The sequence below is a fragment of the Bacillus sp. SSR7 genome, assembly GCF_055902415.1.
Genome location: NZ_JBVVXV010000001.1, coordinates 312,453 through 336,523, shown reverse-complemented (window position 1 = coordinate 336,523; position 24,071 = coordinate 312,453). Strand labels below are relative to the sequence as shown.

General features: G+C 32.4%; 20 protein-coding genes and 2 pseudogenes. 17 read left to right on the top strand and 5 right to left on the bottom strand.

Annotation, left to right across the window (positions count from 1 at the left end; all coding sequences use genetic code 11):
• The first annotated feature begins 29 nt into the window (after positions 1 to 29).
• Positions 30 to 1,970: an AMP-binding protein gene (locus AC0NJG_RS01825; protein ID WP_087996954.1), complete on the top strand. Its 1,941-nt coding sequence runs from the start codon at positions 30 to 32 to the stop codon at positions 1,968 to 1,970.
• A 291-nt stretch (positions 1,971 to 2,261) separates the two neighbouring features.
• On the opposite strand, the gene AC0NJG_RS01820 is transcribed toward AC0NJG_RS01825, so the two are convergent.
• Positions 2,262 to 2,693 (bottom strand): hypothetical protein, encoded by a 432-nt coding sequence (locus AC0NJG_RS01820; protein WP_474062795.1) that lies wholly within the window; start codon positions 2,691 to 2,693, stop codon positions 2,262 to 2,264.
• Positions 2,694 to 3,299: 606 nt separating this feature from the next.
• Between AC0NJG_RS01820 and AC0NJG_RS01815 the strand changes: the two genes are divergently transcribed.
• From AC0NJG_RS01815 to AC0NJG_RS01795, 5 genes and pseudogenes are all read left to right on the top strand, one after another.
• The gene (locus AC0NJG_RS01815) at positions 3,300 to 3,656 is read left to right on the top strand and encodes a hypothetical protein (protein WP_087953712.1); all 357 of its coding nucleotides are present in this window, start codon (positions 3,300 to 3,302) and stop codon (positions 3,654 to 3,656) included.
• 129 nt (positions 3,657 to 3,785) lie between these two features.
• Positions 3,786 to 4,313 carry a GNAT family N-acetyltransferase gene (locus AC0NJG_RS01810; RefSeq protein ID WP_087953711.1) on the top strand — a complete coding sequence of 176 codons (528 nt, stop codon included), beginning with the start codon at positions 3,786 to 3,788 and terminating at the stop codon, positions 4,311 to 4,313.
• 38 nt (positions 4,314 to 4,351) lie between these two features.
• Complete coding sequence (locus AC0NJG_RS01805; RefSeq protein WP_087953710.1) at positions 4,352 to 4,912, top strand: nucleoside/nucleotide kinase family protein; 561 nt, start codon at positions 4,352 to 4,354, stop codon at positions 4,910 to 4,912.
• Complete coding sequence (locus tag AC0NJG_RS01800) at positions 4,905 to 5,645, top strand: alpha/beta fold hydrolase (protein WP_087996959.1); 741 nt, start codon at positions 4,905 to 4,907, stop codon at positions 5,643 to 5,645. Before AC0NJG_RS01805 ends, AC0NJG_RS01800 begins: the two co-directional genes overlap by 8 nt.
• A 2-nt stretch (positions 5,646 to 5,647) precedes the next feature.
• Positions 5,648 to 6,106 (top strand): annotated as a pseudogene (locus AC0NJG_RS01795) (DinB family protein).
• A gap of 56 nt (positions 6,107 to 6,162) precedes the next feature.
• Here the strand turns inward: AC0NJG_RS01795 and AC0NJG_RS01790 are convergent.
• The 3 genes from AC0NJG_RS01790 to AC0NJG_RS01780 form a co-directional block, all read right to left on the bottom strand.
• A complete protein-coding gene (locus AC0NJG_RS01790; RefSeq protein ID WP_088327145.1) occupies positions 6,163 to 7,179 on the bottom strand; it encodes a D-alanyl-D-alanine carboxypeptidase family protein in 1,017 nt (338 codons plus the stop codon).
• A gap of 181 nt (positions 7,180 to 7,360) precedes the next feature.
• Entirely contained in the window at positions 7,361 to 8,518 is a 1,158-nt protein-coding gene (locus AC0NJG_RS01785) for a sensor histidine kinase (protein WP_474062794.1), read from the bottom strand.
• The gene (locus tag AC0NJG_RS01780; protein ID WP_087953706.1) at positions 8,508 to 9,203 is read right to left on the bottom strand and encodes a response regulator transcription factor; all 696 of its coding nucleotides are present in this window, start codon (positions 9,201 to 9,203) and stop codon (positions 8,508 to 8,510) included. Before AC0NJG_RS01780 ends, AC0NJG_RS01785 begins: the two co-directional genes overlap by 11 nt.
• Positions 9,204 to 9,393: 190 nt before the next feature.
• Here AC0NJG_RS01780 and yqeK point away from each other — a divergent pair, with 190 nt between their 5' ends.
• The 7 genes and pseudogenes from yqeK to AC0NJG_RS01745 all read left to right on the top strand — a co-directional run bounded on the left by yqeK (position 9,394) and on the right by AC0NJG_RS01745 (position 16,403).
• Positions 9,394 to 10,002, top strand: a complete 609-nt coding sequence (yqeK, locus tag AC0NJG_RS01775) for a bis(5'-nucleosyl)-tetraphosphatase (symmetrical) YqeK (protein ID WP_087953705.1) — start codon at positions 9,394 to 9,396, stop codon at positions 10,000 to 10,002.
• Between the two features lie 13 nt (positions 10,003 to 10,015).
• Positions 10,016 to 10,533 (top strand): annotated as a pseudogene (locus tag AC0NJG_RS01770) (DUF3885 domain-containing protein).
• 196 nt (positions 10,534 to 10,729) lie between these two features.
• Entirely contained in the window at positions 10,730 to 11,467 is a 738-nt protein-coding gene (mtnN, locus tag AC0NJG_RS01765) for a 5'-methylthioadenosine/S-adenosylhomocysteine nucleosidase (RefSeq protein WP_140421213.1), read from the top strand.
• Positions 11,468 to 11,482: 15 nt separating this feature from the next.
• Entirely contained in the window at positions 11,483 to 12,118 is a 636-nt protein-coding gene (locus tag AC0NJG_RS01760) for an SDR family oxidoreductase (protein ID WP_087953702.1), read from the top strand.
• A gap of 101 nt (positions 12,119 to 12,219) precedes the next feature.
• Positions 12,220 to 13,068 carry a GNAT family N-acetyltransferase gene (locus AC0NJG_RS01755; protein WP_087953701.1) on the top strand — a complete coding sequence of 283 codons (849 nt, stop codon included), beginning with the start codon at positions 12,220 to 12,222 and terminating at the stop codon, positions 13,066 to 13,068.
• 108 nt (positions 13,069 to 13,176) lie between these two features.
• Positions 13,177 to 13,551: a hypothetical protein gene (locus AC0NJG_RS01750; RefSeq protein ID WP_087953700.1), complete on the top strand. Its 375-nt coding sequence runs from the start codon at positions 13,177 to 13,179 to the stop codon at positions 13,549 to 13,551.
• A gap of 170 nt (positions 13,552 to 13,721) precedes the next feature.
• Positions 13,722 to 16,403: a M4 family metallopeptidase gene (locus AC0NJG_RS01745; protein WP_474062793.1), complete on the top strand. Its 2,682-nt coding sequence runs from the start codon at positions 13,722 to 13,724 to the stop codon at positions 16,401 to 16,403.
• Between the two features lie 410 nt (positions 16,404 to 16,813).
• Here AC0NJG_RS01745 and AC0NJG_RS01740 read toward each other — a convergent pair whose 3' ends face one another.
• On the bottom strand, positions 16,814 to 18,040 hold the full coding sequence (locus tag AC0NJG_RS01740; RefSeq protein WP_474062792.1) for an AraC family transcriptional regulator: 1,227 nt from the start codon (positions 18,038 to 18,040) through the stop codon (positions 16,814 to 16,816).
• Between the two features lie 572 nt (positions 18,041 to 18,612).
• On the opposite strand from AC0NJG_RS01740, the gene AC0NJG_RS01735 reads away from it, so the two are divergent.
• The 4 genes from AC0NJG_RS01735 (at position 18,613) to AC0NJG_RS01720 (ending at position 24,008) form a co-directional block, all read left to right on the top strand.
• On the top strand, positions 18,613 to 20,274 hold the full coding sequence (locus AC0NJG_RS01735) for a SpaA isopeptide-forming pilin-related protein (RefSeq protein WP_474062791.1): 1,662 nt from the start codon (positions 18,613 to 18,615) through the stop codon (positions 20,272 to 20,274).
• A 92-nt stretch (positions 20,275 to 20,366) separates the two neighbouring features.
• Positions 20,367 to 21,170, top strand: coding sequence for a class C sortase (locus AC0NJG_RS01730; protein WP_080489158.1), 804 nt, complete (start codon positions 20,367 to 20,369; stop codon positions 21,168 to 21,170).
• Between the two features lie 139 nt (positions 21,171 to 21,309).
• The gene (locus AC0NJG_RS01725; protein WP_097610124.1) at positions 21,310 to 23,262 is read left to right on the top strand and encodes a SpaA isopeptide-forming pilin-related protein; all 1,953 of its coding nucleotides are present in this window, start codon (positions 21,310 to 21,312) and stop codon (positions 23,260 to 23,262) included.
• Between the two features lie 185 nt (positions 23,263 to 23,447).
• Positions 23,448 to 24,008 (top strand): class I SAM-dependent methyltransferase, encoded by a 561-nt coding sequence (locus tag AC0NJG_RS01720; protein WP_048554525.1) that lies wholly within the window; start codon positions 23,448 to 23,450, stop codon positions 24,006 to 24,008.
• The last annotated feature ends 63 nt before the right edge of the window (positions 24,009 to 24,071 follow it).

Below are 24,071 nucleotides of genomic sequence, written 5' to 3'. Positions count from 1 at the left end.
TTGCTCAAAAAGCCAAGGAGGGGAAAACATTGAAACAAGCAGTTTGGTTTCCAACAGAAGAGTATAAAGAAAAAACACGTTTATATGGTTGGATGAAATCATTGGGGTATGAAGATTATGAAACGTTTTATAATAAGTCAATTGAAGAAACAGCTTGGTTTTGGGGAGAAGCTGAGAAAGCAGTTGGCTATCAATGGATGAAACCTTATACAGAAGTGCTAGATTTAGAAAATGGTACGCCGTTTGCACAGTGGTATAATGGCGGAACATGTAACGTTGTAGAATCAGTGTTATCACGCTGGCTTGCAGATGATGAAACGAGAACACAACCAGCACTTCAGTATGAAGGAGAAAATGGAACTTCAAAATCATTTACATATGAAGAACTCGATAGCTGGGTAAGTCGCGTTGCAAACGGTTTGAAACATGCGGGTATTGAAAAAGGTGACCGTGTCACAATTTATATGCCGATGATTCCAGAAACAGTTGTTGCGATGCTAGCGGTTATGAAGATCGGAGCAATTATTTCACCAATATTCTCAGGATTTGCATCTGATGCAGTCATGACACGTGTACAAGCGGCAGGGTCTAAAATGATTATTACTGCAGATGGTTTTTCACGCCGAGGTAAAATTGTTTCATTAAAAGATGAAGTAGATAAAGCTTGTGAGCATTGTCCAACTGTTGAAAAAGTTGTTATCGTGCGTCATGCAGGAAATGATTTTACACCGCATAATTATGATTTCTCATGGAGTACGTTAGAAAAAGAAAAGCCATTTGTACATGCTGAAGAAATGCATAGTGATGATCCATTAATGCTCATTTATACATCAGGTACTACTGGAAAACCGAAAGGGACAGTACACACTCATGCTGGATTTCCTTTAAAAGCAGCTTTTGATGCGGGGTTTGGAATGAATATCAAACAAGGTGACCGCGTATTATGGGTAACTGATATGGGATGGATGATGGGACCATTTTTACTATTTGGTTCTCTCATTAATGGAGCAACGATGGTTATGTATGAAGGTGTTCCGGACTTCCCAGAAGCAGATCGTTTATGGGAGACAGTTGATAAATATGAAATTACACATCTCGGTATATCACCAACATTAATTCGTGCGTTAATGGCAAAAGGTGATAAGTATGTAAATAAACATTCACTTAAGAGTTTAGAAGTATTTGCTTCAACAGGTGAGCCTTGGAATCCAGATCCTTGGATGTGGCTATTTGAAACAGTTGGAAAAAGTAATGTACCAATTTGTAACTATTCAGGCGGGACTGAAATTTCTGGTGGGATTTTCGGGAACGTCCTTATTAAACCAATTGCACCGATTAGCTTTAACGCTTCTTTACCAGGAATGGCTGCGGTTGTGCTCGATGATCAAGGCAATCCGATTCGTGATGCAGTTGGAGAATTATGTTTAGAGAAACCTTGGGTTGGTATGACGAAAAGTTTCTGGGAAGACGATGAGCGTTATGTGAACACATATTGGTCACGTTTTGAAAATAAATGGGTTCATGGTGACTGGGTGGTTTATGATGGTGAGCAATATATTATTACAGGACGCTCAGATGATACGCTAAACATTGCCGGAAAACGCATTGGACCTGCTGAATATGAATCTATTCTAGTAAAGTATAATGATGTCATAGAAGCTGCCGCGATTGGAGTACCAGATGATGTAAAAGGTGAAGTTTGTCATTGTTTTGTAGTATTAAGAGACAATGTAACATTTACTGAAGAATTAAAGAAAGAATTAATGAGTTTAGTAAACTCTCATATTGGAAAAGCATTATGTCCAAAAGATATTCACGTTGTAGGAGATTTACCGAAAACGCGTAATTCTAAAGTAATGCGACGCGTCATTAAAGCCGCTTATTTAGGAAAAGAATTAGGCGATTTATCATCACTTGTGAATCCTGAAGTAGTTCCGTTTATTCAGGGGTTGCAGTCTAGTAAATTATAAAGTTAGAAAGGAGCTCTATATAAATAGTGCTCCTTTTTTATTTTTATGAAAAGAGAAGAAGTGCAGTTGATGAAGAAGAAAAATTCTACTATTGGTGTTAAGTATGTTTTATAGTTTTAATCTAAATACGATATTATGGGATGTTTATTCGGAGAAATACTAATTTACAACAACAAGGTGATGACAAAGCGTGACTGCTTATATGTCTGTTTAAACCTTTACGCGTTAATATATAAAAAGCTGACTATACTCAGTCAGCTTTTTATATATTACATTCTAGTATTTATCTTGCTATTTGCCGGACAGTAATGCCCCCACCTCAAAATTCAGCGAAAGCAAGGAAGTAGGTGTGGGATCAATTTTCCGGAAAAGCCCGATTGGTTCCAAAAGACATATTCTTACCTTTAAGTTGACATCGAAAATATTACCAATTTTTCTTTTTTCAATGGCAACAAATAAAGAAACATTTACAACGACACTTATTTCGTTTAGAACTCCAATCATCATCACGATGACACTTTTCTTTAGATTTCCACCAATCATCATTACAATGTTTTTCCTGAGAACTCCAATCATCATCACAATGACACTTTTCTTTAGATTTCCACCAATCATCATTACAATGCTTTTTCTGAGAACTCCAATCATCATCACAATGATGCTTTTCTTTAGATTTCCACCAATCATTACAACAATGCTTTTTTTGAGAACTCCAGCAATCATTTTTCCAGGACATTCATTTCTACCTCCTTTCAATAGTGTTCATATAATTCTATGTTTTAATAAAAAAATGGCTTGTTTATTAACCTACTATTTTACCTTTATATGATAGAGTGCTTTCTACTTGATATAGAATTCATACAAACTATGCTAATTTCCAAGAGATAGTAGAGAGAACTATTATTTATGATATTGTTCAATAAACACTTGTTGAAGAAAACGTTTTGATTATAAATAATATCTTATTTTTAAGTACGCTTTTCTGAATGTATATTTCATAATAGCGAAGGAAAAACATACTATATTAGCGCAAACAAAGTCTATGTATATGTGAAGCGATGGAGAAATCTGGTGCACCTTTAGGGAGTGACTTATTTAAAAGAAAAAAGATTTGTTTTAGAAAGTGATGCTTAAACATTAAATGAAGTAGGACTAAATTCACGGCCTCTAATTAAACAAGCTTTTAATTAGGAGAGGTATGTTTTTATAGTTAATAATGAAAGAAAAGTTTAGTACAATCGTTTGTTTTTTTCTTTCTATGTGTTTGCCTCGTACTCTTTTAAGCTAGTGGACATACTTTACTAATAGAAAGGATTAGGGGGTGAGGTATTGGGTTCTCGATTTAATAATTGTAAAAAGAAGTGTACATGTAAACAGGATGATTGTTGGGAAGTATTCGAAGAGTGTAAAAAAGAACAGCATGAGAAATGTAATAATTCTTGTGTACAAGGAATTAGAGATGAACTTAAGAAATTAATTAATCGAACAGTTCAAATTAATACAGAGGGACGTACTTATGTAGGTACTGTTTCGTCTGTAAGTTGTGATGTAGTTAAGCTTGCAGCTATTCCTGGATCGGTTGGAGTAATTATTTCCATTTGCAAAATTGAAGCAATTTTCCCACCTGTTACAACGGTTACTGCTGAGTTTGATTTTAACGGTGTCGATGTAGCAAATAAAGCATAATTATGCTGTTTATTTGTAAAGCCATTCATATGAATGGCTTTATTTTAATTTTGTATAAAAGGAGAATCTATTCTTTACGTAGAATTAAGGTTGAGGCTAGAAATAATGCTTTAAGAAAGGAGAATAGGAATGATTGGACTAGAGCCTTTTAAAAGAAAGGATTTTAAACAGTTAATAAACTGGATTCATTCTGAGGATTTTTTAATACAATGGTCAGGAAATGCATTTACATATCCTTTAAATAATCAGCAATTAGAACAATATATAGAAAGTACAAATACACTTCCATTCAAAGTAATAGATGAAGAGAGCAAAGAAGTAATTGGTCATATTTCACTTGGGCGAATAGACAACATAAATAAGTCTGCAAGGATTGGAAAAGTGCTAGTTGGTGATACGAAAATGAGAGGACGTTCTATAGGGAAACATATGATGAAAGCAGTTCTTCATATTGCATTTGAAGAATTAAAACTACATAGAGTCACTCTAGGTGTCTATGATTTTAATACGGCGGCCATTTCATGTTATGAAAAAATAGGATTTGTAAAAGAAGGTTTATTAAGAGAATCAAAAAAAGTAGGGGAAACGTATTGGAATTTATGGGAAATGAGTATGTTAGAATATGAATGGAGTGAAGAAACTAATAGTTTTTTATAATTATGTTATGTTAATTAAAAGGGGTATGGTGGGAAGTTATGAATAAAAATACTAAAGTAATTTCAATTGCAGCTGTTTCAGGCGGAGGTAAAACTACTGTTACAGAAAGATTAACAAATGAGTTGAAAAATTCAAAAGCTCTTTATTTTGATAGTTATAAATTTGATAACTGTCCTGCAGATATTTGTAAATGGATTGATGATGGAGCGAATTATGATGAATGGGTACTCACGCCATTAATTAAGGATATTCGGCATCTTATACGAGATAGTAATGTAGATTATATTATTGTAGATTATCCTTTTGCATACTTAAATAGTGAAATGCGACAATTCATTGATGTAACTATATTTATCGATACGCCTTTAGATATTGCGATGGCTAGAAGAATTTTGCGAGATTTTAAAGAGGATACAATGAGTGAAATACATAATGATTTAAAGCATTATATAACATATGCTAGAAAAGCTTATTTAGAGGCGCTTCATACTGTAAAGCCAAATTCAGATATTGTTTTGGATGGATCTTTATCTGTGGAGGAAATAATTAATCAAATTGACGAGGAACTGAATCAGAGAGAAGTAATCGTCAATGGTTAAATGTATAGAGGAATATATACAAGTTGATGATTTTAAAATGTATTCAAAAGTATTCCAAGGAAAGAAGTTGCAACCTGTTATTATAATGGAGGCAGGTTATGGCGATTATTCAAAGGCATGGGATCATATTGCTGAAGGGCTGACTGAATATGGGACGGTACTTACATATGATCGAGCTGGATTGGGGAAAAGTGGGAATAGTTCCAACCGACGTATTAGTTCTGAAATGATAAAAGAATTAAGAAGTTGCTTAGAGAAATTGCAACTGAAACCGCCCTATATTTTCATAGGACATTCTTTTGGCGGTATAAATGCACGTTTATTTACGACTTTTTATCCCGAGAATATGATGGGAGTAGTTTTAGTTGATTCGACACCAGAAAATTATAAAGAAGCTTTTTTGCCGATCATGTCTCCTGAATTTCAAGAAGCTTACTATAAACAATTTGTACATGAAAGTTCTTATGAAGAGTTTATGTTTAGTCTAGGTGAAGCAGATAAACATTGTCAGTCAATGAGAAATATTCCACTTATCGTGTTAGCTGCTGGTAAAAAAGCCTTTTATTCGCAAGAAGCACAAATGAAATGGTTACAATTGCAAGAAGAATTATTACGATTATCGAGCAATAATAAGTTTGTAATTGCAGAACAAAGCGGTCACTATATTCAAAAAGATGAGCCACATTATATTATAGATGCTATTAAGTGGATAATTGAGGTAGGGGAGAGATAAATGTGTACACTTTATTGCAATATAATTGGCAAGTAAGAGATGATTGGTTTAAGTGGTGTGAGCAACTTTCAGAGGAAGTATTACTTCGCAAGCGTGTTGGTGGTGTTGGAAGTATTTTAGAAACATTATTTCATATTGTTGATGTTGAGTATAGCTGAATTAATGCGCTTAAAGGAAAAGAAGATAGTGAACCGCAGTTTAAAGATTATCAATCAATCCAGAAAGTGAAAGTGTTATCTGATTTGTATAAACGAGAATTAGAAGGTTTTTTACAAGTATGGTCAGCTAACTTAGAATGTAAAATATTAAAAGCTTCGTGGACAGATAAAACATATACATATGGTGAAGTTTTGAGACATGTAATTGTGCATGAAATTCACCATATTGGCCAGCTATCTATATGGGCGAGAGAGTTAAACTTTCAGCCTGTTTCAGCGAATTTAATTGGAAGAGGACTATAGATTTAGAAAACGGCTTGCACTGTAAATGCAAGCCGTTTTTTATATAAGAAGATTTCCTAATTTAAATCCTCGGATTTTTTCTGACGTATATGTAAAAACATTAAAATTGTAATAATGAAGAAAATCAACAATGTTTGTATAATTAAATTTTTAAACTGAAGCAAAACTGTCCAAGATGTAACAGCATCTTGGAACGCTTGGAGTGCAGAGTAAGAAGAAGGATCAAAGCCGTACTGAAGTAACTTTTTTGTTTCAATAAACGTACTGTTTTCATTTTCGGCGTCTAATATTACTGAAATAAGTCTAGTATCTCCTCGTTTTGCGGTACTGACAAAACTATAATTACCATTAGTTGAAAAACTAGTTTGTAAGCCATCAACACCTTGGAGTTTAATGTTTTTATTAAGGGAATATATCATTTTATTAGTGTTGAAAACTTTCGTATCTTTGAAGGAGAACTGGTAAGAGGTTAGTTTTGTAACGTTCAGTACATCTGGAAAGTCTGTTACTAATTCTGTTGCTAGTTTAGCAACTTCAATTGCTGTTGTAGTTGAAAGTTTATTTGTATCGTTATTCATTCCAGAAGCGTTTAGAAACGGAGATGGTTGTGATAACTTTAGACGTTTTGCTTTTTCATTCATTAACTGTGTAAAATTATCTTCGTTTCCAGCAATATGTTCTGCAAGGGCAAGTGCGGAACGATTATTCCCTGTCAATAACAATGCATGTAGTAAATCACGAACCGTCGTTTTATCTTTCGAAGTTACTTGTATAGGACTCGTTTCTGCTTGGAAAACTTCGTTACTTATTTTTACGACTTCATCTAACTGTATATTTCCTTCATTCAGTTGTTCTAGTGCGATATATTCTGTCATTAATTTAGATAAAGTAGCCGATTGTATAGGAGTTTCTTCATTTTTTGTATAAACAACTTCACCTGAATGAGCATCTATTAAAATAGCTGATTTAGCTTGAATAATTGGGCCATTTACATAAAGGTAAAAATATAAAACGATAAGTGCGGTAATAACAAAAGATAATAATAAAATTGTGAATTTTTTTAAGAATTGCATAAGCGATCCTCCTATTATGACGTCGATAATAATATTGTAAAAAGGAATGCTTAATTAGGAAGAAAGAAAAGGTAAAGAATTTCTAAAGAATTATAAAGGATTATTAAAATTTGGATGTTGCTGGAAAATGAAAGGTCCAATTTCTTATATTGTAAGAAATTGGACCTAAAATTAAGCTGTATTAACATTTGTATGGTTGTAGTTTTACAGTGAATGTTGTTTTTTTGTCATCACTATACACTTCAATTGTTCCTTTATGCAATTCGACAATACTTTTTGCAATTGCCAATCCGAGTCCAGATCCACCAGTGTTTGTAGAGCGCGATTTCTCAACGCGATAAAAACGTTCAAAAATATGAGGTAAATCGGTACTAGGAATAGGTTGGCCGTAATTGGTTATATCGATTGCGATCATATTATTACTTTCATAAGCAGTAATATCAATATAATCACCATCGTTACCGTAAGCGATAGCATTAATAATTAGATTTTCAAATACGCGCACTAATTTGTCTCCATCAGCTAATACCATTAACTTATTTGATGGGAAAAAGGGGCGACAATTAATATTAGCCTCTTGAAGCTGTATTCGAAATTGAACAGTTAATTGTCCAAGAAGTTCTACAATATCAATAGGGACAGAATATAAACTTAATTCTTTATTTTGAACACGCGTATATTCAAACAAATCATTCATTAATGCATTAAGACGAGTTACTTTATCGTAAATGACTTGTATATAATGCCGTAATTCTACTTCATCTCTATAATTATCATGGTGGATTAAATTCACGTATCCAACTATAGAGGTAAGAGGAGTACGTAAATCATGCGATACATTTGTAATCAATTCGCTTTTTGCTTGTTCTGCCTGTCTTTCTTCATCAATCGAGACTTTCAATTGTTCAACAATTTGATTAACCCCGCTTGCTAACTCTTCTAGATAATTATGGTTTACGATAGAAACTTTATGATTGAAGTTTCCATTTGCAATATAGCGGATCTCTTCTATCATTTTTTTAATACAAGTTTCATAGTAAAGCTTTCGTTCATGACGATAAAAAATGTATAGGTAGGATGAGAAAATAGAAAATAAAAATAAATAAGAGACAATCATCATCCATAGAGATTCTTTTATTCCTTTATATTTTTCATAACCAAAAATTCTAATGAATTCTTTACCAAGTTCGCTTAACGTAAGCGAACTCTCAATTACACTCGTAACGAGGCGATATATAATTAATTCAGTAATAGGAGTGAGTGTGATAGCTAATAAGAGCCAAAAAATGAGTTTCCATTTCGGGATATCTTTTAATATATCAAATGCTTCATTTCTCAATTTTGTAGCCTACTCCCCAAACAGTATGAATAAACTTTTCTCCATTCATTCCTGTTTCAAGCTTATCTCGTAAATTACTAATGTGGACCATTACAGTTTTATTTGAACCATAACCATCTTCATTCCAAACACGTTCAAATATTTCTTCAGAACTAAATACTCTTCCTGTATTACTCGCGAGTAAATATAAAATATCAAATTCAATAGATGTAAGCTTAATATATTCGCCATTTACTTTAACGGTATGATTATGTTTGTGTATTTCAGCAGAACGAATGCGAATCATACCATCTTCATTCTTTTGGGAAGTGGCCTTTTGGAAAGCTGATCGTCGTAGCAAAGCTTTCACTCTAGCTACTAATTCTAATGGATTAAATGGTTTAATCATATAATCATCAGCGCCTGTCATAAGTCCTAATATTTTATCCATATCTTCTGCTTTTGCACTCAGCATAAGAATAGGTACAGTATTATTTTCACGAACTTCTTGACAAACTTCTAATCCATTTCGTTTTGGCATCATAATATCCAAAATCATAAGGTCAACTTCATATGTAGAAATCATTTGTAATGCTTCATCGCCATCATATGCTTTATAAATGTTATAGCCTTCATTTCGCAAATAAACAGCAAGTAATTCAACAATTTCTTTATCGTCATCAATAATTAATATATTTTTATTCATTATGTAGTTCCTTTCCTTACAAATCATTAACATTACTATAATATCAAACATTTATGTGTTTTGTAGCAATGATTCTACATAAAATTTCATGTAACGTATAAAAAGGGATTAAAACATTCATAACGAATACAAATAAAAAGGATATTTAAATACAGCGTTATATTGAAGGTTAGGAAGAAGGGGACATACGATGCTATATAAGGATATATACTCATTTACTCCAACTGGAGAAATTGAAAATGATATAAAAGCTTTTCTATTAAAATACAAGAAAGAAGTTACATATAAACATTCAATTCGAGTCGCAAATGAGTCTCGTAAAATTGCAGTTATGTATCATGTAAATGAAGAAAAGGCAGCAATTGCAGGATATTTACATGATATTAGTGCAATCTTTCCGAATGGAGATCGGATTGTAGTTGCTGAGCAATTCGGAATAGAGATATTACAAGAAGAGCGAGAGTTTCCAATGATTATTCATCAAAAATTGTCGAGAGTAATCGCAGAACAGATATTTAAAGTAACAGATGAAGAGATTTTAAATGCAATTTGTTGCCATACCACGTTGCGTAAACATGCAACGAAGATGGATTTAGTGTTATTTGTTGCTGATAAAATAGAATGGGATCAAAATGGGACACCACCATACTTAGTAGAAGTAAAAAAGGGGATAGAAAAATCTTTAGAACATGCTGCTTTTGCATATATTTCATTTTTGTGGGAAAGAAAAGAAACGTTGAAAGTTATACATCCTTGGCTAAAAGATGCATATTGGCAGTTAAAAGAAATTATAGAGTAGAAAGGGTATACGAATGCAATTAAAAGAATATGTGAATCAAACATTCCCTGGGGTTACATTAGTGCCGTACATTTAATAAACACTTATTTGAAGATATATTTTCAAAAGAAGATAAAGTGTTTTTAATAACAAATGGTTATCGATTGAAAAAGGAAAATGTGGAAAATCTACAGAAAATAAATATATAGACGATTTATTTAGAAAAGAGACTTAAAGCATCATATAAGGCAAGAAACAATGCCATTTTTATTTAAAGATGAAGAAGTTGACTTGTATTGTACATATCATTTTTCATTAAAATGGTTCACTGGTGATATAAAGCATAAGCGGCCTATTTAAACACCGAATCATAAAGATCTTCCAAATCTTTTTCCTCGTTTTGGACGAAAAAAAGAAACTTCTTATCCAGATGTATTTCTCATAAATATAACAAAAGATATTATTATGTTTATGTATGATGATAGAGGAAGTGAAGTAATTACGAAGAATAAAGAAATAATACGAAGTTTATCCCGCTTTAATGGGCAGTAAGGCCCTCACCTCAAAATTCAGCGAAAACAAAGAAGTTAGGTGGGAACCGGGCTGCCCATAAAAGTCCGATTGGTTCAACTAATAATCAGTGGGGGATGAAGAAAACCCCCACTGATTAAAGTTTCACTTTATATGAGCAATATAAAGAGTGGATTCCAGATTATGAACGAGAGAGTATAGATAAAGTATTTACATGATAACAATAGGGGAAGTGAAGCGTGTAATGAAACGTATTGCAATCGTAGCAGCTTGGGAACCTGAACTTACGTATTTGCATCAATATTATCCAAGTAAACGCATTGAAAAAAGAGCAGCTTGGGAATTTCATTTTCATACTATAAATGATCTGGAAATTATTTCAGTTATAACGGGAGTTGGGAAAGTAAGCTGTGCAAGTTGTGTACAATTATTAATTAGTGAGTTTCAGCCAGATGAGTTGTTTATGACAGGAATATGTGGAAGTCTATCAAATAAGGTGAAAAATGGACATATTGTAGTAGCTCTTAATGCAATACAACACGATGTTACTGCTGCTGGTTCGGGGGAAGATGTTTTTAATTTATATAATGGTAGGACAGCACCTATTGAAACAACAAAGTCGCTTGTAAGAAGAATAAAAAAGATACGATCATATGATCCGATTCATTATGGTACATTTTTATCTGGAGATCAACGTATTCGTAGTTCAGAAATGAGATATTTACTCCATACTGTATATGGAGCATTAGCGGTTGATCAAGAAGTGGCAGCTTTTGCTTATGTGTGCCAAATCAATAACAAACCTTTTCTATGTTTAAAAGCTGCTTCAGATCAAGCGAATGATAAAACGAAAGAGGAACAAAAAATCTTTAAAGTGTTAGCATGTGAACGAGCATGTGAGCATTTAATTGCTTTTTTACGTGTATATGAGATTAATGTAGTAAATCATAGATAGTAAGAGGGGATAATATTGGAAAGTACAAATAAAATAGCTATTTTGGGCGCGAACGGAAAAGCTGGGAAATTTCTTGTAAACGAAGCGTTAGAAAAGGGATATCAAGTAAAAATATTAACAAGAAATTCTAATAATATCAAAATAACAAATGAAAATTTAGAGATTATTAATGGAGATGCACGTGATTTTGCTTCAATACGTAAATTACTTAAAGGATGTCGAGCTGTAATTAATGCAGTAGGTCAACCCAAAAATGAATTTTATATTTTTAGCACAGTAACGAAGCATATTTTAGAAGCAATGAAGGAGTTTGAAATAAAAAGATATATTGTAATTTCCGGAGGTTCTTTAAATGTTACAGGAGATCAAAAGGGAATTGTAAATAAAATAGGGGCTACCTTATTTAAAGTTTTTTTATCCAAAATGATGCAAGATAAATATAAGGAATTACAAATTATCCAAAGTAGTGAAGTAGATTGGACAATTGTTAGATTACCATTTGTTATAGAGGGAAATGGTATTGGACATATAAACGAGAGTTTAGTAGATATGCCAGGAATCAAAATTCAAAATAGTGATATTGCACCGTTTGTTATAAAACAAATTAATAGTGACAGATATGTGGGGAAGTGCCCGTTTATTTCAAATTAAATGGTAGGATTAAAAATTAAAGAATGATGGGTAGAGTAGAGCTAGTACATTTTATGTATTTGAATGTTAAGTTTAACACGAGTAAGTGGGGGTAATTTTATATGATTCAATACAAAAGGTGCAGTGAAGTAAGTATAGATTTAGTATATGAAGCTTTTAGAGATGGCTTTTCAGATTACATTATTAAAATGGAAGTTTCAAAAGAAGATTTTATAAAAAGATTTTTTGGAGCTGAAGGGAATTCGTTAGAACACTCGTTTCTTGCTGTAGACGGTGACAAATCAGTTGGTGTAATACTTGGTGGAATAAAGGATTATGAAAACATAAAAACAATGCGCTGCGGAACATTAGCGGTTCATCCGAATTATCGCGGTATTGGTGTGAGTCAAAAGTTATTTGAACTGCATAAAGAAGAGGCGATTCAAAATGAGTGTAAGCAACTTTTCCTTGAAGTCATTGTAGGCAATGACCGAGCGATTCGTTTTTATAATAAATTAGGCTATGAAAAAGTATATGATCTATCTTATTATAATTTAAAAGATATGACTAAAATAATAAATAAAGATTGTAAGGGAATTGAAGTAAAACAATTAAATTTTCCAACTTTTAAAGTTGAAATTCAAAAATGGTTACATTTCCATATAAATTGGCAAAATGATATGGATTATATTGAAAAAACAAATCATACATTTTATGGCGCATATGTCGATAATGATTTAAAAGGCTCAATATGTATGAATGAACAAGGTAAAATTAGTTTTCTTTTCGTAGACAAAGACTATAGAAATCGTGGTATTGGATCAAGATTATTACAAATGGCAAGAGAAAACTTAAATGTGTCAAGTTTATCAATTGGGTTTCCAAACAATAATTTACTAGAAGGATTTTTAAAGAAAACCGGATTTGAAAAGAATGCTTTAGCACAATATGAAATGTATGTATTACTGTAAAAAGCGAAAGAAGTTATTCTTTCGCTTTTTATTTTTGTACTATATTGATATTTTACTTTGTATAATATTCTTTTTTTATGTAGAATAGATAGGATGGGAGGGGATGAAATGAATAATGTATTAAAGTTTAAGATTTTTGAGTTGCATTGTTTCGTTCAAAAGACTTATTCTGATATGAAAATATCATGTGATATTGCTATTTACCAAGAAAACACTTCTAAATATTTAATTTCATTAGGGTTTTTAAATAAATCATATATAACTTATATAGAAGCAAAAAGATTTTATCGTGAAAATGAAGAACTTGTAAGTGTAGAATTTGATAATTTCTTTGATACATATGATAAATTAGAGCAGGAATTAAAAAAAGTTATTTCAACTGAAGATAAAAATCCTTCATTGCTACATAGTAGATTTGATCAGTTTCAGCAGAAAGTTGAAAATATAAATGACCTAATAAAAGTATTGCAAAATGCTCGTTAATGAATGATTTTTCTGTTTTATATAGAAATTATGCATTAAAAATATATTAGGTATATTACATATTGAAGAGATGACTTTTGTTGATTACAGAGGTCATCTTTTTATGTTAGGAATAGATTATATAAATTTTAGCGGTTTCATATTTCAGGAAATGATACGAGGGGAAAAACATGAAAAATAAAAAAGAAATAGCTATAGTTGCATTAACAACAGGTTTAGCTTTAACAAGCGTAACACCATCTGGAGTAGGTTATGCAGAGGAAACGATTCAAATGCAAGTTGATGTTCAAGAGGATTTGTTCCGCACAGGAGAACTTACACAACCATCACAAAAGACGCCAGAAAATGTAGTGAAAGACGCACTTAAGGAAAAGACGGAGCATGCTTTGTCTCCAAAACAAGTTAGTGGAGACAAAGGGGTAGATTATAAGGTTCTTCAAAAACGTGTTTCATATGATGGGACTACACTTGTGCGTATGCAACAAATATATGAAGGAAAAGAAGTATATGGACACCAATTGACTGCTCATGTAGATAAAAAAGGTATTATTAAAAGTGTTTCAGGGAACAGCGCACAAAATTTAGCAAAAGCAAATTTAAAGAATCCTATCAATTTATCAAAAGAAGAAGCAAAACAATATATTTATACGAAGTATGGAAATGATATTAAATTTATTTCTGAGCCAGAAGTTAAAGAAATTATTTTTGTTGATGAAAATAATGGACAGGCTAGTAATGCATATCAAGTTACATTTGCTGCTGTAACACCAAATTATGTATCTGGAACTTATTTAGTGAACGCTCAAAATGGTGATATGTTGAAAAATATGGTACAAGAATCAGCTTTAACAGTAAGTGAAGAGCATGTTGAGTCTTTAAAAGAAACTAGAAAAAGCAATTTCATATCATTAACTGGAACGGGAAAAGATGATGTCGGTATAACTCGCACATTTGGTATTTCAGAACAGAGTGACGGAAAATATGCGCTTGCTGATTACACAAGAGGACAAGGAATTGAGACGTATGATGTAAATTATAGAGATATTACTTTTGAAGGAAGGTATTATCCGGGTATATTAGCAACTGGCACTTCAACAACATTTAATGATTCAAAGGCGGTAAGTGCCCATTTCTTAGCAACAAAGGTATATGATTTTTATAAAGATAAATATAAGCGTAATAGTTTTGATAATAAGGGGAAAAAAGTAGTATCAGTTGTGCATGCATGGGATTCTGGAGAAACAGATGATCCTAAAAACTGGGGGAATGCAATTAGTGCTAATATTAACAACGTTAGTATGCTTATATATGGTGATCCAATGGTTAGAGCGTTTGACATAGCAGGCCATGAATTTACACATGCGGTTACATCTAGCGAATCTAATCTTGAATTCTTTGGGGAATCGGGGGCAATTAATGAAGCATTATCTGATATTATGGGAACGGCTATTGAGAAATATGTAAATAATGGAGAATTTAATTGGACAATAGGAGAACAAAGTGGATCCGTTCTTCGTAATATGAAAAATCCATCTTCAGTCAAATTTTTTGATGGAGTACCATACCCAGATGATTATACCAAATACAGTGATTTAAACGGAGAAGATAATGAGGGCGTTCATTTTAACTCAAGTATTATTAATAAAGTCGCGTATTTAATTGCACAAGGCGGCACTCATAACGGTGTAACTGTAAATGGTATTGGTGAAGATAAAATGTTTGATATTTTCTATTATGCAAATACTGATGAATTGAACATGACTTCTAATTTCTCTGAATTAAGATTAGCATGCCTTAAAGTTGCAACGAACAAATATGGTGCGAATTCAATTGAGGTTGAAGCGGTTCAAAAAGCATTTGATGCAGCGAAAATTAAAGGAACAGTGAAAGAAAATGAAAAAACTGAGGCAAATCAAGTCCCAGATTTAACAGTACCACCAACAATTATACTACGTGTCGGTGATAAATTTGATCCAATGAGCAATATAAAAGCTATTGATAAAGAAGATGGTGATTTAACAAATCGAGTAGAACATAAAGGTGATGTAAATACTTCTAAACCAGGAAAATACATTGTGGATTACTCTGTCGTTGATTCTCAAGGTGGGAAAGCAACGGCAACACAGACTGTAATTGTAGAGGGAAATGGAGAAACATCAGATTTAAACCCTACATTAACAGTTCCTGATGCAGCGACAATTACTGTAGGAGATTCATTCGATCCAATGGTAAAAGTAAAAGCTATTGATAAAGAAGACGGCGATCTTACTTCTAAAGTAAAAGTTGAGGGTGAAGTAGATACCTCTAAAGCCGGTACTTACGTAGTAACGTACACAGTGACAGATTCTCAAGGCCATGAAGTAACTGCGAAACAAACTGTAACGGTCAAAGTTAGAGAAGAAGTTGAAAATGAATTACCAATACTAAAAGTACCTGCTACAACTACAATCACTAAGGGAGAAAAATTTGACCCAATGGTAGGAGTATCAGCTACTGATAAAGAGGATGGTGACCTTACCTCTAAAGTAGCGTATGAAGGAACTATAGATACCTCTAAACCTGGTACACTCGAAATAATATATAGTGTCAGAGATTCTGCAGGTAATGAGGTAAAAACAATACAAAAAATATTTGTGAAAGATAAAGACACTAGCAAAGCTAATGGTCTTGTTAATAACACTAATAACAGTAATATGCAGAACAACAGTAACTCCGATAAAAAAGAATCTACAGATAGAGAGCTTCCCCATACGGGTGCAAGTACAACTAACAGTGCAGCAATGGGCATATGGCTGGTTATTGCTGGTACAGTACTCACCTTCGTTCGCAAATTTAGAAAGATACAAAAATAATAGTAGGGATTATTTGTTGGATGAAAAGAGTTCATTATCCAAAAGAAATAAAGTAGAAAATAATTAAAACGCAATAAGGAAGTCTGCCTTAGGCGTAAATTATGTGATGGGTACCGATGAATGAATGTCACTAACCGAAAAAAGTTTAGGTTTATTCTCGCACAATAATTATTTGATGGATTTTTTACTTAATAAGATTTTAGTAGTTAAGTGGTGTATTTGGCTGCTTTTCTGTTTGCGAAATTACATGACCTATAAAAACACGTTACTATTCTCAATCAAATAAAAGAATAGTAACGTGTTTTTTGATTTATAAATAGCCTAAACTCAAAAGGTCATGAATGTGGGAGTAATTCAAATCTTTCATTGATAAGTTACTGAAAACACTTTGTTTTAATGGAAGATTCACTCTAAATGACAACATGAGATTGTCGGTATTTACCAGGTGTTTCGTTGGTAAATTTTTTAAAAATTTTAGTGAAATAGCTTTGATCACTAAAATTAAGCGAAGCACATATGTCTGATAAGGGATAGGTTGTGAAAGTTAATAATTTCTTCGCTTCTTCAATTCGTTCACGTTGAATGTACTCAATTAATGATATACCGACTTCTTTTTTGAATAATATAGATAAATAATCTGAATTCACATTTGCAAATTTAGCAATTTGTTTAACAGATATTTGATTGTAAATATTTTTGAAAATGTAGTTTTTACAAATAGAAATAGTCTTTGAATGTTGCTGTACTTTTTGTACTTTTACACGGTCTGCAAAAGCACAGAAAACATTTCTTAATAAATCCCAAATAGATTCTGTGTCTTTTAAATCTTCTGTCTTTTGAATGTATAGATCGTAAATCTTGTAAGCAATCCCGGAAGGAAGCCCTCCTTTTATAGCATATCTAGTAGCAAGTGTGATGGATGAAATACAAATGTTTTTATGACGTCTTAATTGATGAAATGAAGATAAAGATGAAAGAGTCTCTTGTTGGAACTCGTAATAATATTTGAGTACGGTTTCTTTATCCCCGTTTTCTATAGCTCCAAGTAGTTGTTGCTCTATATACAAGTTATGACAAATAGATTCGTCTTTTTGCATTGAAAAATATATATCTTCGCTTAAGATTCTGCTATGACTTATATGAAATGAGTCACTGTTATTTGAAAAGGTACTTACATCTGAATTTTTTTTATAGAGAATGTTATAGAATAATATTGCTATATTTACAAAGAAATTTTGATCTTTGATTGACAATGAAAAATAATGGTTAATTGTTTTTTTATAATTAGCAATAAAATTAAGGTCACTATTTGTTTTACTTGTAGAAAAATTTACATGTGTTAAGGGCCCAATAATAACAGTACCGTTCACCATGTAATCACTTTTTATGTGAATTAAAATAAAGTGCCCTAAATGATGGTGAGTTCTGAAGATTGGGAAATTATATGAATCATTTTTCTGTAAAAGCACATGTAACTGCTCTATGTTTGGTGGATACCACGAATGTGAATCATTTTTTGATGTAAACTCTATAAGAATATTTTTGTTACAATCTAAAAAACAAACTGGAATTTCAAAAGATTGGAAAAACATATTACAAATATACTCTATCTCGACTAGACTGAGCTTTTTAGTCATATTCTTCCTCCTTACAGTTGTGCGTAATAGTTGAATGATTACATATTCCTTTTTTTCAAAAGTAGAAACGGAAAAACTTTATCTATAAAAATTATAAACTTCTAAGAATAATACCATAATTTAACATGAATAGCACATATTATTTGAATATACAGGTAATAGTTTTAAAGAGTAACGTAAAATATGACTCGTCACACTTATTTGCTTGTTATTGCTTATATGTATCAAAAAATGATTTAGATTGAATTTTAAATAGGGATAGGAAGGGAGAGATTAATGGATTGACGCAAAGTATTTAATGAAATTTAGCCATGAAAGTTAATATGTAACGATTTTTGAAGTAGGGATATAAGTGTAATTTATGGGTGAGAACTACATTTATCATACGGAGAGACAACGTAATAATAGAAAAGAAGAAGAGTAAATAAGTGATTGTAAACAATGGATTGTTGGTCGGCTATGTTTTATGTTATTTGTTTAGATCTGATACTTGGCACACTATTGCTTTCAAGAAGGTAATAGTAATTAAGAGATTTTTAAAATGATAGAAGTAGTAAAGGGGGATAAGAGAAATGAAAAAAATATTTAGTGTGCTTTTAATGTTTTTCTTAACATTTTCTACATGGTCTAGTGTATTAGTAAAGGCAGCGTCACCATCCAAAGGTACTTTAACCATTCATAAATATGAACAAGAAAAAGATGGAGCACCAGGACTAGAAGGTGACGGCTTTGCAAATCAAGAGGTGCCAACAAATGCGAAACCGTTAAAAGGTGTAACGTTTGAAGTGAAAAGGGTTGCATCGTTTGAAAAAATTTCAAACGATGGGAAAATCGTAAAAGAAGATGTGAAACCTGTAATGGGAGCAACTCCAACTCAAGTAGTAACAGATGATAATGGACAAGCTGTATTAAAAGAACTTCCGCTAGGGCGTTATGAAGTGAAGGAAGTGGCAGGACCTTCACATGTTAACCTAAATCCAAATACGTATACAGTGGATATTCCATTAACGAATAAAGAGGGTAAGGTGCTAAACTATGATGTTCATATGTATCCGAAAAATGAGATTAAACGTGGTGCAGTTGATTTAATAAAAACTGGTGCAAATGAAAAAGCGTTAGCAGGTGCAGTATTCTCTTTATTTAAAAAAGATGGTACGGAAGTGAAAAAAGAGTTAGTAACAGATGGTAATGGGCATATTCGCGTGCAAGGATTAGAGTATGGGGAATACTATTTCCAAGAGACAAAAGCACCGAAAGGGTATGTAATAGATCCGACTAAACGCGAGTTTTTTATAAAGAACTCCGGAACTATTAACGAAGATGGAACAATTTCTTCTGGTACAGTTGTTAAAATAGAAGTGAAAAACTATGAAGAACCCACTATTGATAAAAAGATTAACGGAAATTTGGAAGCGCTGCCAATTAATCCGTTAACTAATTACAATTATGATATTAAAACAATAATCCCAGAAGACATTAAAGAATACAGAAAATATGTAGTAACAGATACTTTGGACAATCGTTTAGTGATTCAAGGAAAACCAATCGTTAAAATTGATGGAGCGGAAGTAAATGCAAGCATTGTTGAGGTAGCTGTAGAAGGGCAAAAAATTACAGCTACAGTAAAAGATTTCACACAATTAGATGGTAAAAAAGAATTCCATTTGCAAATTAAATCACAAGTAAAAGAAGGCGTACCATCTGGTTCGGAAATTTTAAATATAGCAAAAATTGATTTTATAAATAAAAATGATGTAATTGGAGAAAAGGAATCTAAACCTGTAGTTGTTGTTCCGACAACTGGAATAATTGAGTTAACAAAAATTGATGGTGCTAATAAAAAGAAATTAAAAGGTGCAGAGTTTGTACTTAAAGATAAAAATGGGAAAATAGTTGTTGTAGCAGGAAAAGAAGTCACTGGTGTATCAGATGAAAATGGTGTTATTAAATGGACTAACATTCCGTATGGAGACTATCAAATTTTTGAAACGAAAGCACCAACATATACAAAAGAAGATGGTACAACAGCTTCTTATCAATTATTAAAAGACCCGATTGATGTAAAAATTAGCGAAAATAATCAAACGGTTAAATTAACGATAGAAAATAATAAAAGTGGATGGATGCTTCCAGTAACGGGTGGTATAGGAACGACTTTTTTTACTGTAATAGGTCTTGTGTTAATGGTTACAGCAGCATTTGTTTTCTTTAGAAAAAAGTTTGCTAATAATTAAGGTTTTAGGAACATGTAACCATGTGATTTGAAAAGGGGAGAAGCAAAATGCTTCCCTCTTTTCGATATTTTAGTATATGCAGAGGTGGAAATATGAAACGAAATCTTGTTTTAGGTGGTATTTTTTTATTTGGATTAGGTATTTTTTTATATCCTACTATTAGTAATTGGTTGGCGACTCGTGCACATTATTCTGAGGTTAGCTCTTACGATAAGAAGATCAAAGCACTACAAAAGAAAGAACTCGAACGAAGAGAAAAAGAAGCAGCCGAATATAATAAACAAGTTCAAACTTCCGTGAAAACATTTGCAGATCCATTTTCTGAAGAAAAAAGTAATCATCAAGCGTATGCCGATGCCTTAAATTTAGGTGATGTAATGGGGTATATTGAAATATCGAAAATTAATATAAAACTACCAATCTATCAAGGGACCTCTGAGGAAGTATTAAGTCGCGGGGTAGGTCATTTAGATTATTCTTCGCTCCCGGTAGGTGGAGAAAATACGCACACTATTTTAACAGGGCATCGTGGTTTACCATCAGCAAAATTATTTACAGATTTAGATAAGTTGAGTGAAGGAGACCGTTTTTATATTCACTCTTTAGACAAAGTTCTTGCCTATAAAGTAGATCAAATTAAAATAGTTTTACCACACGAAACGGACGATCTACAAATTGTAGAAAATAAAGATTATACAACATTAATTACGTGCACGCCTTATGGAGTAAACACCAATAGATTGCTAGTTCGGGGTGAGCGTGTAGAGTTCGACCAGGAAGAAAAACAAGGAATGAGTACAGAGGTATCTATGTTTAATAAGTGGACGGTAATAGTTCCAATCCTATTGTTATGTATGCTTCTGGTCGTAATTTATAAGAAAAAAATAATTAGATAGAATGTATTTATCCCGCATTAATGAATAGTGTATCCAAAAATTTAGGGAAAAGCAAAAAAGGTATATAGGGAAGAATCACTAATAAAAGTGCACTTTATTCGACTGTAGAAAAAATACGGTAAAGGTGGGAACAAAGGAATTGAGGCTACTATTAAAACTGGTAAGTATTCATTTTATGGTTTTGTTAATGTTATGTGTAAGTTTTGTCGTCTATGTACCAAAAGAAGCATATGGATCCACGATAAATTTAGAAGGTCTAGGTGATATATCGCGTTATAATGCTGTTGTCTTTGGTAACCATAAAGCAGTAGGTGGCGATATTGAAGGAGCAATCGCAGTTCAAGGTGATATGGATGCATCAGGTTATACGATTGTAGGTGCTGCAGCAGGAACATCTAATATAGTAGGTGAAAAATGGAGTGATGAGGGATATCCATCCTTGTTATTGTCTGGAAAATTCAAAAAATCAAGAGAGGAATCTTTTATCATTCAAAACGGAATAGTCGTAATGACAAAAGAGAGTGATCCAGATCGTATTATACAATCTTCTTATGATCGTATCGTTTATAAAGAAAAACTAGAAATTGACGCGAAATTTAATGAATTTCGCAACATAGTCAAGCAAGTCGGTAAAAATGCAGGTCAATATAAAACGAATATCCCCATTCCAAATATGAGTTATGGTATTGGAAAAGATATAAACAATCCTAATATTTATGTTTCATCAGAATTGACCGGGAAAATCAATTTAGATATAAGAGATGTATTTTTACCCAATGCTAAGGGTAAAGATTTTATTGTTATGTATTCGGATGCAATAGAAGTTACATTTAAAAATGGATCCATTCTATATGACACGAACAATATTGGAAGGGCTACGGATATAGTTCCTACATCTCAACCCTATTCTCCTAATTCACCGTTTACTGAGCTATACGGGAAAGTGATTTGGGTTTTTCCTAATGCGAAAAAAATCACAACAGAGGGATATGGTGTTGTTGGGAGTGTGTTTGCTCCAAATGCTGTATTAGAAACAAAAGGCGGCTCAATTAATGGACAAGCATTTGTCAGTACGATACTACAAACTGGTGGATTTGAATTTCACAATTTCAAATTTAACTGGCAACAATGGAACAAGCCTAGTACAGGAAAAGTAAAAATAAAAAAAGTTGATAGTAATAATGATAATGAAAAATTGCTCGGAGCAAAGTTTCATATTACAGATTTAAATAAAAAAGTAGTTGGGGAGTTAGTAACAGATGAAAAAGGAGAAGCGATATCAAAAGATTTGCCAATAGGTAACTATACCTTAGTGGAAGTAGAAGCACCAAAAGGTTACGAATTATTAAAAGATAAAATAGCTGTAAAAATAGAAAAAGATGTAGTAGTAGAAATTAAAATAGCAAATAAGAAATTACCAGATCCGATGGGGAAAATGAAGTTAGTGAAAGTAGATACGAGCGATAAAAATAAACAGCTAGCAGGAGCAAAATTTCATATTGAAGATTCAAATAAAAAAGTAGTTGGGGAGTTAGTAACAGATGAAAAAGGAGAAGCGATATCAAAAGATTTGCCAATAGGTAACTATACCTTAGTGGAAGTAGAAGCACCAAGAGGTTACGAATTATTAAAAGATAAAATAGCTGTAAAAATAGAAAGAGATGTAGTAGTAGAAATTAAAATAGCAAATAAGAAATTACCAGATCCGACTGGGCAAATTGAAATTGAGAAAGTCGATGATAAGGACATTAATTTAAAACTAAAAGGTGCTGTATTTCAAGTCTTAGATAAAGAAGGTAAAGAAGTTAGTAGATTAACAACGGATGAAAAAGGAAAGGTGATTTCCGACCAATTAGCACTTGGAAAGTATACGATTCAAGAAATAAAAGCACCAAACGGATATATGTTACTTAGAGATCCAATAGAAATAGAAATTATAGAAGAGGTAAGGACACAAAAACTAACAGTGAAAAATGTGAAAAATAATTGGGTAATCCCTAACACTGGTGGCAGTGGAACAACAAGTTTTTACGTGATTGGTTTTATGTTAATGTTTGTTGTTTTATGTTTATGTAAGAAAAATCGTATATAAATTGTATAAAAATAGTTGTATTTCATGAACTGATTCTATAAAGTTAGAAAATCGTTTTGTTAGACGAATTTCAGGCATGAGTTCGGTATTGTACTGTACTCATGCTATTAAATTGGTTGAAGAAGGAAAGATAATACTAAACATAGAACATATTAATAAATTAATATGTTTATGAGGTGAAAGTGTTGGCAATAAAACAAGACGAAATTAAAGTAGTAGTCGGAGCTGGAGAGTTTAATAATAATCCAGGCTGGATTCAAACGCAAGAAGATGAACTTAACCTACTAGATAAAGCTACGTGGGAAGAAAGATTTGAATACAACTCTATTTCAGCTATTTTAGCAGAGCATATATGGGAACATCTTACTTTTGAAGAAGGTGTAAAAGCAGCTGAAATTTGTTATGAATTTTTAAAGCCAGCAGGGCACATTCGGTGCGGTGTTCCTGATGCATTTTTCCGAGATGAAGCGTACCAAAATATAGTTCAAATAGGCGGACCTGGCCCGAAAGATCATCCTGCAGCAAGTCATAAAATTGTTCATAATTATAAAACATTAACGAAAATGTTTGAAACTGCTGGATTTGAGGTGGTTTTACTTGAATATTGTGATGAAAATGGTCAGTTTTATTACAATGAATGGGATGCAAACGACGGTGTGATTTTCCGCTCGAAAAGATATGATTCTAGAAATAAAGGCGATAAACTTGGTTTTCCGTCTTTAATTGTTGATGCGATTAAGAGGTAAATCATTCAACAAAAGCAGGAGTTAATTTTATAATTTCATGAGTCGCAAATGCGGCTCTTTTTA